The sequence below is a fragment of the Pandoraea pneumonica genome (genome assembly GCF_049918595.1).
Taxonomy (GTDB): Bacteria; Pseudomonadota; Gammaproteobacteria; order Burkholderiales; family Burkholderiaceae; genus Pandoraea; species Pandoraea pneumonica_A.
Genome location: NZ_JBNCRZ010000007.1, coordinates 246,810 through 261,612, shown reverse-complemented (window position 1 = coordinate 261,612; position 14,803 = coordinate 246,810). Strand labels below are relative to the sequence as shown.

Sequence of the window (14,803 nt, the reverse complement as noted above, 5' to 3'; positions counted from 1 at the left end):
GGGCGCGCAGTTTAGATCTTCGGTTTGAGTGAGTGGATCTGGCTCGTCTATCGACGTCCCGCAAAGCAAGATTGCGCTTTTTTTCGCATTTCTTGGCCCGTATGCGGTGGCGATTCGAGGTGTTTCCTTTCAAATTGCCATTCCCTAATGCCCTCGAGGCTCGACTGACTTTCTCGGCCCAGGAGTGCGCCCTCACTGCGGCCTATGGCCACCACCTAGCGATTGGAAGGGCAACCCATAGTACTGGGTGGTGATGACTTGTTCAGCGGGGCCTGACGCGCTGGAATAGCGATAACAGGTACGTGGCTAGGGGATATGGCCGCGGTAGCTGTATAGCAGTTGTCGAGCAGTCCCCCGCAGGCGGCAGGCATATGCCCTTGCTGGTGCCGTTTGAGCGGCCATTAAGGGCACTTGGATCCGTTTTCCGGTTCCCGTTGCGGCTTCTCGATGCGGCGGCTTGGGCCGGTATCTACAGGGGGCAACGTCGCTAGTGCCGGATGCCCTGGCGGCTGTGCGGATTCTCTTTTTTCGCCACCGTCTCGATTCCCAAGAAAATCAAAGGCTTGCCGCACAAATCGAAAAAAATCGCGGCAGCAGGCACAAAAACTGCTCATTTAATGCGTGGAAGGTGTTGACAAGGTAAGGCGACATCTCCATAATTGCAAATTCTCTGCGGAGGGGTGCCCGAGTGGCTAAAGGGGGCAGACTGTAAATCTGTTGGCTTACGCCTACGTTGGTTCGAATCCAACCTCCTCCACCAGAATGCGGAAGTAATGAGCGCCGGAAGTTCCGGCGCTCATTATCAAGGAAGCGAGAGTCGGAATCCAAGCGGGTGTAGCTCAATGGTAGAGCAGAAGCCTTCCAAGCTTATGACGAGGGTTCGATTCCCTTCACCCGCTCCAGGTGACGCGCAGACGCAGAAGAAGTAAAGGATTCGCCCATGTGGCTCAGTGGTAGAGCACTCCCTTGGTAAGGGAGAGGTCGGCAGTTCGATCCTGCCCATGGGCACCACCAGATAGTGTGAAGCGCGGCAATCAACATGCCGAGCAACTCGGCAATAGATAACCCGTTAGGAGTTGGAAATGGCAAAGGAAAAATTCGAGCGGACTAAGCCGCACGTGAACGTCGGCACCATCGGTCACGTTGACCATGGCAAGACCACCCTGACGGCCGCTATCGCAACGGTTCTGTCGTCGAAGTTCGGCGGCCAGGCTAAGAAGTACGACGAAATCGACGCAGCGCCGGAAGAAAAGGCACGCGGCATTACGATTAACACCGCACACATCGAGTACGAAACGGCGAACCGCCACTACGCACACGTTGACTGCCCGGGCCACGCCGACTACGTCAAGAACATGATTACCGGTGCTGCGCAGATGGACGGCGCAATTCTGGTTTGCTCGGCCGCAGACGGTCCGATGCCGCAAACGCGTGAGCACATCCTGTTGGCCCGCCAAGTTGGCGTGCCGTACATCATCGTGTTCCTGAACAAGTGCGACATGGTGGACGACGCCGAGCTGCTCGAGCTGGTGGAAATGGAAGTTCGCGAACTTCTGACGAAGTACGAATTCCCGGGCGACGATCTGCCGATCATCAAGGGTTCGGCCAAGCTGGCGCTGGAAGGCGACAAGGGCGAACTGGGTGAAGCCGCGATCATGGCTCTGGCCGAAGCGCTGGACACGTACATCCCGACGCCGGAGCGCGCGATCGACAAGGCATTCCTGATGCCGGTCGAAGACGTGTTCTCGATCTCGGGTCGCGGTACGGTTGTGACGGGTCGTGTTGAGTCGGGCGTGATCAAGGTCGGCGAAGAAATCGAAATCGTGGGTATCGTGCCGACGGTCAAGACGATTTGCACGGGCGTTGAAATGTTCCGCAAGCTGCTCGACCAAGGTCAAGCAGGCGACAACGTGGGTATTCTGCTGCGCGGCACGAAGCGTGAAGACGTCCAGCGTGGTCAAGTTCTGGCCAAGCCGGGCTCGATCAAGCCGCACACGGAGTTCACGGGTGAGGTGTACATCTTGTCGAAGGACGAAGGTGGTCGTCACACGCCGTTCTTCAACAACTACCGTCCGCAGTTCTACTTCCGTACGACGGACGTGACCGGTTCGATCAGCCTGCCGGAAGGTAAGGAAATGGTCATGCCGGGCGACAACGTGTCGATCTCGGTCAAGCTGATCGCTCCGATCGCCATGACCGAAGGTCTGCGCTTCGCAATTCGCGAAGGTGGCCGTACCGTCGGCGCCGGCGTGGTTGCTACGATCGTTGCTTAAGCCGGTACCTTAAACGGTCCGCGCTTACGGGGTCAGCTTTTGGCGGCTGGCCCCTCTGCTGTTTTAGGGGTATAGCTCAACTGGCAGAGCGTCGGTCTCCAAAACCGAAGGTTGGGGGTTCGATTCCCTCTGCCCCTGCCAAACAACTGTCTGCAAGCTGGAAATGGCGAATTCTCCCGTAGAAACTGTACGTACGACTGGCGACAAGCTGCTGCTGGCTCTGGCCGGGCTGCTGGTGATTGCTGGTGTCGTGGCGTTCTACGCTTTGGAACAACAGGCGCTGTATGTGCGCGTTGCTGCCATCGTCGTCGTTCTGGCCATTGCCGCAGGTGTTGGATTGGCATCGCAAACCGGTAAGGGCTTCATGGCCTTTGCTAAGGATGCGTATCGGGAAGTGGGTAAGGTCGTTTGGCCGACCCGTAAAGAGGCCGCCCAAACGACCGCGATTGTCTTCGCGTTCGTCATCATCATGGCGCTGTATCTTTGGATCAGCGACAAGACGATCGAGTGGGCAGTGTTCTCTTTAATTCTTGGCTGGAAGTGATATGTCTGATACCGGGGCTGCACCGAGTAAGAAGCGCTGGTACGTCGTTCATGCGTATTCCGGCATGGAAAAGAGCGTAGCCAAGGCGCTGCGCGAACGCATTACGCGTGCGGGCATGGAAGATTATTTCGGCGAGATCTTGGTCCCGACCGAAGAAGTTGTAGAAACCAAGGGTGGCCAAAAGTCGGTCACCGAACGTCGTTTCTTTCCCGGCTATGTGCTGTGCGAGATGGAAATGACGGATGAGACGTGGCACTTGGTGAAAAACACCGCCAAGGTCACCGGCTTCGTCGGCGGCACGGGTAACCGTCCGACGCCGATTCGTCAGGTCGAGGTCGACAAGATCATGTCTCAAATCAAGGACGGGGTGGAAAAGCCGCGTCCCAAGACGTTGTTCGAAGTGGGCGAGCTGGTTCGAGTCAAGGATGGTCCTTTCACGGACTTCAACGGCTCGGTGGAAGAAGTGAACTACGAAAAGTCCCGCCTACGTGTTTCCGTCACCATTTTTGGACGGGCGACTCCGGTAGAACTGGAGTTCGGACAAGTCGAAAAGATCTAAGAATAAAATGCGCCGGCGCGACGTCCGGCGCGTTTTTGCGTTGGTGACAGCCGTCGCCGAGGAGCGTCAGTAGCCCGTTTTTGGTGAACGCGCGCTATGACTCAACCCCGAATATGCGCCACATATTCGTTCCGGAGTAAACCATGGCAAAGAAAATCATCGGCTTTATCAAGCTGCAGATTCCTGCAGGTAAAGCCAATCCGTCGCCCCCCGTGGGCCCGGCACTGGGTCAACGCGGCCTGAACATCATGGAGTTCTGCAAGGCGTTCAACGCGCAAACGCAGAGCCTCGAACCGGGTCTGCCGATTCCGGTGGTGATCACCGCCTTCGCGGACAAGAGCTTCACGTTCGTCCTGAAGACCCCGCCGGCAACCGTGCTGATCAAGAAGGCTGCCAAGCTCGACAAGGGCTCGGCCAAGCCGCACACCGATAAGGTGGGCAAGATCACCCGCGCACAAGCGGAAGAAATCGCGAAGACCAAGATGCCTGACCTTACCGCTGCCGATCTGGAAGCTGCGGTTCGCACCATCGCTGGCAGCGCACGTTCGATGGGCATCACGGTGGAGGGTCTGTAATGGCTAAGATCTCGAAGCGTCAACAAGCACTGGCCGCTAAGGTCGACCGCAACAAGCTGTACCCGGTCGGCGACGCTCTGGCCCTGGTCAAGGAATGCGCAAGCGCCAAGTTCGACGAGTCGATCGACGTCGCCGTTCAACTGGGCGTGGATGCGAAGAAGTCGGACCAAGTGGTTCGTGGTTCGGTCGTTCTGCCGGCCGGTACCGGTAAGTCGGTTCGCGTCGCCGTTTTCGCCCAAGGCGAAAAGGCTGAGCAAGCCAAGGCTGCCGGCGCTGAAATCGTCGGTATGGAAGACCTGGCTGAGCAAATCAAGGCCGGCAATATGGACTTCGACATCGTGATCGCTTCGCCGGACACGATGCGCGTCGTTGGTACGCTGGGTCAGATTCTCGGCCCGCGCGGCCTGATGCCGAACCCGAAGGTTGGCACGGTGACCCCGGACGTTGCTACGGCTGTGAAGAACGCCAAGGCAGGTCAGGTGCAATTCCGCGTCGACAAGGGCGGCATCATTCACGCCACGATCGGCCGTGCTTCGTTCGAAGCCGCATCGCTGCAGCAGAACCTGTCGGCTCTGCTCGAAGCCCTGACGAAGGCCAAGCCGGCCTCGAGCAAGGGTGTCTACCTGCGCAAGATCGCCCTGTCGAGCACGATGGGCGTTGGCGTGCGTGTGGACCAGGCATCGCTGTCGGCCTAATCGCCAGACACGCGCGGCACTGCAAAGTATCGCAATCGCAGGGTGATGGCGTCCCCTGCGATGGCTTCAGATCCTCGAGATCGATAGCCAGCAGCAAAAGACTTTGGGCGGAAGCGAGTTCTTCGGAAAGCGCTTCCGGTTATCAAAGACCGTTGGCGGGAATGGGCATTCACTGACGCTCCCTTAATACGCCAGCCAACGCAGATGGCGAACCCGAACAAGTTTTGCAGTCACATCATGGCGCACGGATCTCCGGGCGCGGTGATAGAAACTCCAGACATGTCGGTAAGCCGTTAGTGGAACGGCATCACCATGAGGTGATGTCAATTTTGGAGGTTAACCGTGGCACTTAATCTTGATGATAAGAAAGCCGTCGTGGCAGAAGTTTCGGCGCAAGTCGCCGGTGCTTCGACCATCGTTGTGGCTGAATATCGCGGAATCACGGTTGGCGATCTGACGAAGCTTCGCGCTAGCGCGCGTCAGCAAGGCGTCTACCTGCGCGTTCTGAAGAACACGCTGGCACGCCGCGCGGTGGAAAACACCCCGTTTGCTGACCTGGCTGAACAGATGACCGGTCCTCTGATCTACGGTATCTCGACGGATCCCGTAGCCGCTGCGAAAGTCTTGAACGACTTTTCGAAGGGCAACGACAAGTTGATCTTGAAGGCCGGCTCGTACGACGGCAAGGTGATGGACAAGGCTGGCGTGCAAGCGCTCGCTTCCATCCCGAGCCGCGACGAACTGCTCGCGAAGTTGCTGGGTGTTATGCAAGCGCCGGTTTCCGGCTTTGCTCGCGTCCTGGCTGCCGTGGCCGAGAAGAAGCAAGCGGAAGCTGCTTAATTCTCGTCCCGGTTACACGATCGCTGACTTCGGTCCGAACACAATCTAGGAGTTTTACAAATGGCAATCACGAAAGACGAAATCATCGAAGCAGTAGGCTCGATGTCGGTTATGGAATTGAACGACCTGGTTAAGGCGTTCGAAGAAAAGTTCGGCGTGTCGGCAGCTGCCCTGGCAGTCGCTGGCCCGGCAGGCGCAGGCGGTGGTGCTGCTGCTGCTGAAGAGCAAACCGAATTCAACGTCATCCTGGCAGAAGTTGGTGCGAACAAGGTCGGCGTCATTAAGGCCGTCCGCGAACTCACCGGCCTGGGCCTGAAGGAAGCCAAGGATCTGGTTGATGGCGCTCCGAAGGCTGTCAAGGAAGGCGTCGACAAGGCTGGTGCTGAAGAAGCCAAGAAGAAGCTGGAAGACGCTGGCGCGAAGGCCGAAATCAAGTAATTCGGTTCTGCGTGTCGGGAAGGCTGGCGACGAAAAGTCGTCAGCCTTTTTGTGCTTTCAGGAGATGCAAAACCCTAAGCCTGGGTGCGGTATTCGAAAGCCGGTGCACATTAGCGCCAAGTAGTTGAAGTCAAACAAATTTTCATGATGGCCGTGTGAGCTGCTGCGTTTGAAACGCGCGTTACACACACAGAGAGGCCAAAGAAAAGATCGCGCCGTGTGATGGCCTGGCGGTTCTTCTCTTTGTCTTCTGAAGCGACTGCAGAAGGCAAGTTTGGTCGGGCGACGGGCAACACAGGCATCCGTCGCCGTCAGCCAGCGGTTGGTAGCGGCCAACCACCAAGCTCGTTGCTCCATGGCAAGCCCGCCGTGGAGGACGTCTGGTCTCAGTCGATGAACACCCGTTGGCGATGCCTGCCGTCGTCGTCAGCGTAGTGATTCGGAGATCGTAATGCACTATTCCTTCACCGAGAAGAAACGCATTCGCAAGAGTTTTGCGAAGCGTCCGACCGTGCACAAGGTGCCGTTTTTGCTGGCCACCCAGCTCGCCTCGTACACATCGTTCTTGCAAGCCGACGCGCTTGCATCGGAGCGGAAACCGGAGGGTCTGCAAGCGGCCTTCTCCTCCATTTTCCCGATCGTTTCTCACAACGGGTTCGCACGCCTTGAGTTCGTCAGCTATTTGCTCGGTACTCCCGCGTTCGATGTTAAGGAATGTCAACAGCGCGGCCTGACTTTTTGCTCGGCTCTGCGCGCCAAAGTTCGTCTGGTGATCCTGGATAAGGAATCGCCGAATAAGCCCGTCGTCAAGGAAGTCAAGGAACAGGAAGTGTACATGGGCGAAATTCCGCTCATGACCTCCACGGGTTCCTTCGTCATCAATGGCACGGAGCGTGTCATCGTCTCGCAGCTGCACCGTTCGCCGGGCGTGTTCTTCGAACACGACAAGGGCAAGACGCACAGCTCGGGTAAGTTGCTGTTCTCTGCACGTATCATCCCCTACCGCGGCTCGTGGCTGGACTTCGAATTCGATCCGAAGGACATCCTGTACTTCCGCGTCGACCGCCGTCGCAAGATGCCGGTCACGATCCTGCTCAAGGCCATTGGTCTGACGCCGGAACAGATCCTCGCGAACTTTTTCGTGTTCGATAACTTCAAGCTGATGCCGGAAGGCGCGCAGATGGAGTTCGTGCCGGAGCGTCTGCGTGGTGAAGTGGCTCGTTTCGACATCACCGATCGCGAAGGCAAGGTCATTGTCCAGAAGGACAAGCGCGTCAACGCCAAGCACATCCGTGACCTGGAGAACGCCAACACCAAGTTCATCTCGGTGCCGGAAGACTACCTGCTCGGCCGCGTGCTCGCGAAGAACGTGATCGATGGCGATACCGGCGAAGTGATCGCCAACGCCAACGACGAAATCACCGAAAGCGTGCTGGTCAAGCTGCGCGAGTCGGGCGTGTCGGATATCCAGACGCTGTACACGAACGACCTGGATCAAGGTCCGTACATCTCGGCCACGCTGCGTATCGACGAAACCGCCGACCAAACGGCCGCACGTATCGCGATCTATCGCATGATGCGTCCGGGCGAGCCGCCGACCGAAGATGCGGTCGAGGCCCTGTTCAACCGTCTGTTCTACAGCGAAGAAGCGTACGACCTGTCGAAGGTGGGTCGTATGAAGTTCAACCGTCGTGTCGGCCGCGATGAAGTGCTCGGCCCGATGACGCTGGAAGACGACGACATCCTCGCGACGATCAAGATCCTCGTGGATCTGCGTAACGGCCGCGGCGAAGTCGACGACATCGACCACTTGGGTAACCGTCGTGTGCGTTGCGTCGGCGAACTGGCCGAAAACCAGTTCCGCGCCGGTCTGGTGCGTGTCGAGCGCGCTGTGAAGGAACGTCTGGGTCAGGCTGAGTCGGAAAACCTGATGCCGCACGACCTGATCAACAGCAAGCCGATCTCGTCGGCCATTCGCGAGTTCTTCGGTTCGTCGCAGCTGTCGCAGTTTATGGACCAAACCAACCCGCTGTCGGAAATCACGCACAAGCGTCGTGTTTCCGCACTGGGCCCGGGCGGTCTGACGCGTGAGCGCGCCGGCTTCGAAGTGCGCGACGTGCACCCGACGCACTACGGTCGCGTGTGCCCGATTGAAACGCCGGAAGGTCCGAACATTGGTCTGATCAACTCGCTGGCACTGTACGCCCGCCTGAACGAATACGGCTTCCTCGAGACGCCGTACCGCAAGGTGGAAGACGGCAAGGTCACCGACCAGATCGACTACCTGTCGGCCATTGAAGAAGGCCGCTACGTGATCGCTCAGGCGAACGCGTCGATCGGCGCCGACGGCTCGCTCACCGACGAACTCGTGTCGTCGCGTGAAGCTGGCGAAACGCTGATGGTCACGCCGGACCGCATCCAGTACATGGACGTGGCCCCGTCGCAGATCGTCTCGGTCGCTGCCTCGCTGATTCCGTTCCTTGAACACGATGACGCGAACCGCGCATTGATGGGCTCGAACATGCAGCGCCAGGCCGTGCCTTGCCTGCGTCCGGAAAAGGCGGTTGTGGGTACGGGTATCGAGCGCACGGTTGCGGTCGACTCGGGCACCACCGTGCAGGCATTCCGTGGCGGTGTGGTCGATTACGTCGACGCCGGCCGTGTGGTGATTCGCGTGAACGACGATGAAGCCGTTGCCGGTGAAGTCGGCGTGGACATCTACAACCTGATCAAGTACACGCGTTCGAACCAGAACACCAACATCAACCAGCGCCCGATCGTAGAAGTGGGCGACAAGGTGGCGCGCGGCGATGTGATCGCCGACGGCGCGTCGACCGATCTGGGCGAATTGGCGCTGGGTCAGAACATGCTGATCGCGTTCATGCCGTGGAACGGCTACAACTTCGAAGATTCGATCTTGATCTCGGAGCGTGTCGTTGCGGAAGACCGTTACACGTCGATCCACATCGAAGAGCTCAACGTGGTCGCTCGCGACACGAAGCTCGGACCGGAAGAAATCACGCGCGACATCTCGAACCTGGCGGAAGTGCAACTGAGCCGTCTGGACGAGTCGGGCATCGTGTACATCGGCGCGGAAGTCGAAGCCGGTGACGTGATGGTGGGCAAGGTCACGCCGAAGGGCGAAACCCAGCTCACGCCGGAAGAAAAGCTGCTGCGCGCGATCTTCGGCGAGAAGGCTTCGGACGTGAAGGATACGTCGCTGCGCGTGCCCTCGGGCATGAGCGGCACGGTCATCGACGTGCAAGTGTTCACGCGTGAAGGTATCCAGCGCGACAAGCGCGCTCAACAGATCATCGACGATGAACTGAAGGGCTACCGTCTGGACCTGAACGACCAGCTGCGTATCGTGGAAGGCGACGCGTTCCAACGTCTGGAGCGCTTCCTGGTGGGCAAGACCGCAAACGGCGGTCCGAAGAAGCTCGTCAAGGGCACCAAGATCACCAAGGAATACCTGGCCGATCTGGATCGCTACCACTGGTTCGACATTCGTCTGGCCGAAGACGAAGGTGCGCAACAGCTCGAGCAGATCAAGGAATCGATTGAGCAGAAGCGTCACTCGTTCGATCTGGCTTTCGAAGAGAAGCGTAAGAAGCTCACGCAAGGCGACGAACTGCCGCCGGGCGTGTTGAAGATGGTCAAGGTGTACCTGGCCGTGAAGCGCCGTCTCCAGCCTGGCGACAAGATGGCCGGCCGTCACGGTAACAAGGGTGTGGTCTCGAAGATCGTGCCGATCGAAGATATGCCGTACATGGCCGATGGCCGTCCGGCAGACATCGTGCTCAACCCGCTCGGCGTGCCGTCGCGGATGAACGTGGGTCAGATTCTCGAATCGCACCTCGGCTGGGCAGCGAAGGGTCTGGGTTGGCGTATCGGCGAAATGCTGCAAGCGCACACCAAGGTCCAGGAAGTTCGCAAGTTCCTGACGAAGATCTACAACGAGAGCGGTCAGCAAGAAGATATCGAGAGCTTGTCGGACGACGAGATCATGTCGCTGGCGCGCAACTTGCAGAACGGCGTGCCGTTCGCAACGCCGGTGTTCGATGGTGCGCATGAAGACGAAATCCGCCGCATGCTGGATCTGGCTTTCCCGGATCACATTGCGAAGGATCTCGGCATGACGCCGTCGAAGAACCAGGTCACGCTGTTCGATGGTCGTACCGGCGAAGCCTTCGAGCGTCCGGTCACCTGCGGCTTCATGCACATGCTGAAACTGCACCACTTGGTCGACGACAAGATGCACGCGCGTTCGACCGGTCCGTACTCGCTGGTGACGCAGCAGCCGTTGGGCGGTAAGGCCCAGTTCGGTGGTCAGCGTTTCGGTGAAATGGAAGTGTGGGCACTGGAAGCTTACGGCGCATCGTATGTGCTGCAAGAAATGCTGACGGTGAAGTCGGATGACGTGACGGGCCGTACGAAGGTGTACGAGAACCTCGTCAAGGGCGATCACATGATCGATGCCGGCATGCCGGAATCGTTCAACGTGCTGGTCAAGGAAATCCGTTCGCTCGGTATCGATATCGACCTGGAGCGCGGTTAATCGCGTTCAGGCAAATAGGAGAAAGCAATGAAAGCTTTGCTCGATCTATTCAAGCAAGTCCAGCAGGACGAACAGTTCGACGCGATCAAGATCGGTCTGGCTTCGCCGGACAAGATCCGCTCGTGGTCGTTCGGCGAAGTTAAGAAGCCGGAGACGATCAACTATCGAACGTTCAAACCCGAGCGCGACGGTCTGTTCTGCGCAAAGATCTTCGGTCCGATCAAGGATTACGAATGCCTTTGCGGTAAGTACAAGCGCCTGAAGCACCGTGGCGTGATCTGCGAGAAGTGCGGCGTGGAAGTCACGCTGGCGAAGGTGCGTCGCGAACGCATGGGCCACATCGAACTGGCCTCGCCGGTTGCGCACATCTGGTTCCTGAAGTCGCTCCCGTCGCGTCTGGGCATGGTGCTCGACATGACGCTGCGCGACATCGAACGCGTGCTGTACTTCGAAGCGTATGTGGTTCTCGAACCGGGCATGACGCCGCTCAAGCGGTGCCAGATCATGACCGAAGAGGATTACTACAATAAGGTCGAAGAATACGGCGACGAATTCCGTGCCGAGATGGGCGCGGAAGGCGTGCGCGAGCTGCTGCGCTCGATCGACATCGATTCAGAAGTCGAGCGTCTGCGCGCCGAGCTGCAAGCCACGGGCTCGGAAGCCAAGATCAAGAAGTACGCCAAGCGCCTGAAAGTGCTCGAGGCATTCCAACGCTCGGGCATCAAGCCTGAGTGGATGGTGCTCGAAGTGCTGCCGGTGCTGCCGCCCGAACTGCGCCCGCTGGTGCCGCTCGACGGTGGCCGCTTCGCGACCTCGGACCTGAACGATCTGTATCGCCGCGTCATCAACCGTAACAACCGTCTGAAGCGTCTGCTCGAGCTGAAGGCACCGGACATCATCGTGCGCAACGAAAAGCGCATGTTGCAAGAGTCGGTGGATTCGCTGCTCGATAACGGCCGCCGCGGTAAGGCGATGACCGGCGCGAACAAGCGTCCGCTCAAGTCGCTGGCTGACATGATCAAGGGTAAGAGCGGTCGTTTCCGTCAGAACTTGCTCGGTAAGCGCGTCGACTACTCGGGCCGTTCGGTGATTACCGTGGGCCCGACGCTCAAGCTGCATCAGTGCGGTCTGCCGAAGCTGATGGCGCTCGAACTCTTCAAGCCGTTCATTTTCCACAAGCTGGAAGTGATGGGCGTGGCCACGACGATCAAGGCCGCGAAGAAGGAAGTCGAGAACCAGACGGCTGTGGTGTGGGACATCTTGGAAGAGGTGATCCGCGAGCATCCGATCATGCTGAACCGCGCACCGACGCTGCACCGCCTGGGTATTCAGGCGTTCGAGCCGGTGCTGATCGAAGGTAAGGCAATCCAGCTGCACCCGCTGGTTTGCGCGGCGTTCAACGCCGACTTCGACGGTGACCAGATGGCTGTTCACGTGCCGCTGTCGCTCGAAGCGCAGATGGAAGCGCGTACCCTGATGCTGGCCTCGAACAACGTGTTGTTCCCGGCTAACGGCGATCCGTCGATCGTGCCGTCGCAGGATATCGTGCTGGGTCTGTACTACGCGACGCGCGACAAGATCAACGGTAAGGGCGAAGGCCTGTCGTTCATCGACGTGTCGGAAGTGCTGCGTGCGTACGACAACAAGGAAGTCGAACTGGCTTCGCGCGTGAACGTGCGTATCACTGAGTACACGGTTGACGCGGAAACGGGCGAGAAGACGCCGAAGATCACGCTGTACCCGACGACTGTCGGCCGCGCGATCCTGTCGGAAATTCTGCCGCCGGGCCTGCCGTTCTCGGTGCTGAACAAGTCGCTCAAGAAGAAGGAAATTTCGAAGCTGATCAACACGGCGTTCCGCCGTTGCGGTCTGCGCGAGACGGTGATCTTCGTCGACAAGCTGATGCAGTCGGGCTTCAAGCTCGCTACGCGCGCCGGTATCTCGATCTGCGTCGACGACATGCTCGTGCCGACGAAGAAGGAAGAGCTGATCGGCGAAGCGTCGAAGAAGGTCAAGGAATACGACCGTCAGTACATGTCGGGTCTGGTCACGGCGCAAGAGCGTTACAACAACGTCGTGGACATTTGGGGTGCTACCGGTGACGCCGTGGGTAAGGCGATGATGGAGCAGCTCTCGAAGGAAAAGACGGTTGATCGCGATGGCAACACCGTGGATCAGGAGTCGTTCAACTCGATTTACATGATGGCCGACTCGGGTGCTCGCGGTTCGAGCGCTCAGATTCGTCAGCTCGCCGGTATGCGTGGCCTGATGGCCAAGCCGGACGGCTCGATTATCGAGACGCCGATTACCGCGAACTTCCGCGAAGGCCTGAACGTGTTGCAGTACTTCATCTCGACCCACGGTGCACGTAAGGGTCTGGCGGATACGGCACTGAAGACGGCTAACTCGGGTTACCTGACGCGTCGTCTGGTCGACGTGACGCAGGATCTGGTCGTGGTCGAAGACGATTGCGGCACGAGCAACGGCGTGGCAATGAAGGCGCTGGTTGAGGGCGGTGAAGTGGTCGAAGCCCTGCGTGACCGTATTCTGGGTCGCGTGGCCGTGTCGGACGTCGTGAATCCGGAAACGCAAGAGACGGTGTTCGAAGCCGGCACGTTGCTGGACGAAGACGTGGTCGAGACGATCGAAACGCTGGGCATCGACGAAGTGCGCGTGCGCACGCCGCTGACCTGCGATACGCGTTACGGTCTGTGCGCACTGTGCTATGGCCGTGACCTGGGTCGCGGTTCGCGTGTGAACGTCGGCGAAGCTGTCGGCGTGATCGCAGCACAGTCGATCGGTGAGCCGGGCACGCAGCTGACGATGCGTACGTTCCACATCGGTGGTGCGGCATCGCGTGCGGCAGTGGCCTCGTCGATCGAAGCCAAGTCGAACGGTACGGTTCGCTTCACGGCAACGATGCGTTACGTGACGAACGGCCGCGGCGAGCAGACGGTGATTTCGCGTTCGGGTGAAATCCTGATCACGGACGATCACGGTCGCGAGCGCGAGCGTCACAAAGTGCCGTACGGCGCGACGCTGCTGCAACTGGATGGCGCACAGGTCAAGGCCGGTACGCAACTCGGTACGTGGGATCCGCTGACGCGCCCGATCATTACCGAACACGGCGGTTTCGCCAAGTTCGAGAACGTCGAGGAAGGTGTCACGGTTGCCAAGCAGATCGACGATGTGACGGGTCTGTCCACGCTGGTCGTGATCGATCCGAAGCGTCGTGGTCCGGCGTCGAAGAACGTGCGTCCGCAGGTCAAGCTGCTCGACGAGAACGGTGTGGAAGTGAAGATCCCGGGTACCGATCACGCTGTGACGATCGGCTTCCAGGTGGGCGCACTGATCACCATCAAGGACGGTCAGCAAGTGCCGGTGGGCGAAGTGCTCGCACGTATCCCGACCGAAGCGCAGAAGACTCGCGACATTACCGGGGGTCTGCCGCGTGTGGCCGAACTGTTCGAAGCGCGTGCACCGAAGGACGCCGGCATTTTGGCCGAAGTCACGGGTACCACGTCGTTCGGTAAGGACACGAAGGGCAAGCAGCGTCTGGTCATTACCGACCTGGACGGCAACCAGCACGAGTTCCTGATTCCGAAGGAAAAGCAGGTGCTGGTGCACGACGGTCAGGTGGTGAACAAGGGCGAAATGATCGTGGACGGCCCGGCCGATCCGCACGACATTCTGCGCTTGCAGGGTATCGAGGCACTGGCGCGTTACATCGTCGACGAAGTTCAGGACGTGTACCGTTTGCAGGGTGTGAAGATCAACGACAAGCACATCGAGGTGATCGTTCGCCAGATGCTGCGTCGTGTGCAGATCACCGACAACGGCGATACGCGCTTCATCATCGGCGAACAGGTCGAACGCTCGGACATGCTCGACGAGAACGATCGCATGAACGCAGCGGACAAGCGTCCGGCGCAGTACGAGAACGTGTTGTTGGGTATTACGAAGGCGTCGCTGTCGACGGACTCGTTCATCTCGGCCGCATCGTTCCAGGAAACGACGCGCGTGTTGACCGAAGCCGCCATCATGGGCAAGAAGGACGACCTGCGTGGCCTGAAGGAAAACGTCATCGTTGGCCGTCTGATCCCGGCAGGTACGGGTCTGGCGTATCACAAGGCCCGCAAGGCCCGCGAAACGTCGGATCGCGAGCGTCACGACCAGATCGCTCTGGAAGAGGCGTTTGCCCCGATGCCGACGTCGGTGGAAGAGCCGACGGCAGAGTAAGGTGGCAGGCGGCGCTGGCGAAAGCTGGCGCTGCACTTACCGAATCTGTTGCGACAGCAGTAGAAATGAAAAGCGGCACCCT

9 protein-coding genes and 4 tRNA genes are annotated in these 14,803 nt (G+C 59.0%); all 13 read left to right on the top strand.

Translation table 11 applies throughout. From position 1 onward, the window contains the following. Positions 1-674 precede the first annotated feature (674 nt). The 13 genes from ACPWR9_RS24255 (at position 675) to rpoC (ending at position 14,721) form a co-directional block, all read left to right on the top strand. A tRNA-Tyr gene (locus ACPWR9_RS24255) sits at positions 675-760 on the top strand. Positions 761-828: 68 nt separating this feature from the next. Beyond that, positions 829-902 (top strand) — tRNA-Gly (locus tag ACPWR9_RS24250). 34 nt (positions 903-936) lie between these two features. Continuing rightward, positions 937-1,011 (top strand) — tRNA-Thr (locus ACPWR9_RS24245). A gap of 71 nt (positions 1,012-1,082) precedes the next feature. Then, positions 1,083-2,273 carry an elongation factor Tu gene (tuf, locus tag ACPWR9_RS24240; RefSeq protein WP_426301361.1) on the top strand — a complete coding sequence of 397 codons (1,191 nt, stop codon included), beginning with the start codon at positions 1,083-1,085 and terminating at the stop codon, positions 2,271-2,273. 65 nt (positions 2,274-2,338) lie between these two features. Next, a tRNA-Trp gene (locus tag ACPWR9_RS24235) sits at positions 2,339-2,414 on the top strand. 22 nt (positions 2,415-2,436) lie between these two features. Continuing rightward, positions 2,437-2,817, top strand: a complete 381-nt coding sequence (gene secE, locus ACPWR9_RS24230; RefSeq protein WP_150682390.1) for a preprotein translocase subunit SecE — start codon at positions 2,437-2,439, stop codon at positions 2,815-2,817. A 1-nt stretch (position 2,818) separates the two neighbouring features. Then, positions 2,819-3,376, top strand: a complete 558-nt coding sequence (nusG, locus tag ACPWR9_RS24225) for a transcription termination/antitermination protein NusG (protein ID WP_150682391.1) — start codon at positions 2,819-2,821, stop codon at positions 3,374-3,376. 143 nt (positions 3,377-3,519) lie between these two features. After that, positions 3,520-3,951, top strand: coding sequence for a 50S ribosomal protein L11 (gene rplK, locus ACPWR9_RS24220; RefSeq protein ID WP_150682392.1), 432 nt, complete (start codon positions 3,520-3,522; stop codon positions 3,949-3,951). Continuing rightward, entirely contained in the window at positions 3,951-4,646 is a 696-nt protein-coding gene (rplA, locus tag ACPWR9_RS24215; RefSeq protein WP_426301413.1) for a 50S ribosomal protein L1, read from the top strand. The genes rplK and rplA overlap by 1 nt, the downstream gene beginning before the upstream one ends. A 342-nt stretch (positions 4,647-4,988) precedes the next feature. Continuing rightward, the gene (gene rplJ / locus ACPWR9_RS24210) at positions 4,989-5,486 is read left to right on the top strand and encodes a 50S ribosomal protein L10 (RefSeq protein ID WP_150682394.1); all 498 of its coding nucleotides are present in this window, start codon (positions 4,989-4,991) and stop codon (positions 5,484-5,486) included. 60 nt (positions 5,487-5,546) lie between these two features. Then, positions 5,547-5,924 carry a 50S ribosomal protein L7/L12 gene (rplL, locus tag ACPWR9_RS24205; RefSeq protein WP_426301411.1) on the top strand — a complete coding sequence of 126 codons (378 nt, stop codon included), beginning with the start codon at positions 5,547-5,549 and terminating at the stop codon, positions 5,922-5,924. Positions 5,925-6,375: 451 nt separating this feature from the next. Further along, the gene (gene rpoB, locus ACPWR9_RS24200) at positions 6,376-10,482 is read left to right on the top strand and encodes a DNA-directed RNA polymerase subunit beta (RefSeq protein ID WP_426301409.1); all 4,107 of its coding nucleotides are present in this window, start codon (positions 6,376-6,378) and stop codon (positions 10,480-10,482) included. Between the two features lie 27 nt (positions 10,483-10,509). After that, on the top strand, positions 10,510-14,721 hold the full coding sequence (gene rpoC / locus ACPWR9_RS24195; protein ID WP_426301407.1) for a DNA-directed RNA polymerase subunit beta': 4,212 nt from the start codon (positions 10,510-10,512) through the stop codon (positions 14,719-14,721). The last annotated feature ends 82 nt before the right edge of the window (positions 14,722-14,803 follow it).

Bases quoted from the DNA above. Each gene is read 5' to 3' on its own strand.
- secE (WP_150682390.1), top strand. From the start codon at position 2,437: ATGGCGAATTCTCCCGTAGAAACTGTACGTACGACTGGCGACAAGCTG.
- rplL (WP_426301411.1), top strand. From the start codon at position 5,547: ATGGCAATCACGAAAGACGAAATCATCGAAGCAGTAGGCTCGATGTCG.
- rpoB (WP_426301409.1), top strand. From the start codon at position 6,376: ATGCACTATTCCTTCACCGAGAAGAAACGCATTCGCAAGAGTTTTGCG.
- nusG (WP_150682391.1), top strand. From the start codon at position 2,819: ATGTCTGATACCGGGGCTGCACCGAGTAAGAAGCGCTGGTACGTCGTT.
- rplA (WP_426301413.1), top strand. From the start codon at position 3,951: ATGGCTAAGATCTCGAAGCGTCAACAAGCACTGGCCGCTAAGGTCGAC.
- tuf (WP_426301361.1), top strand. From the start codon at position 1,083: ATGGCAAAGGAAAAATTCGAGCGGACTAAGCCGCACGTGAACGTCGGC.
- rplK (WP_150682392.1), top strand. From the start codon at position 3,520: ATGGCAAAGAAAATCATCGGCTTTATCAAGCTGCAGATTCCTGCAGGT.
- rpoC (WP_426301407.1), top strand. From the start codon at position 10,510: ATGAAAGCTTTGCTCGATCTATTCAAGCAAGTCCAGCAGGACGAACAG.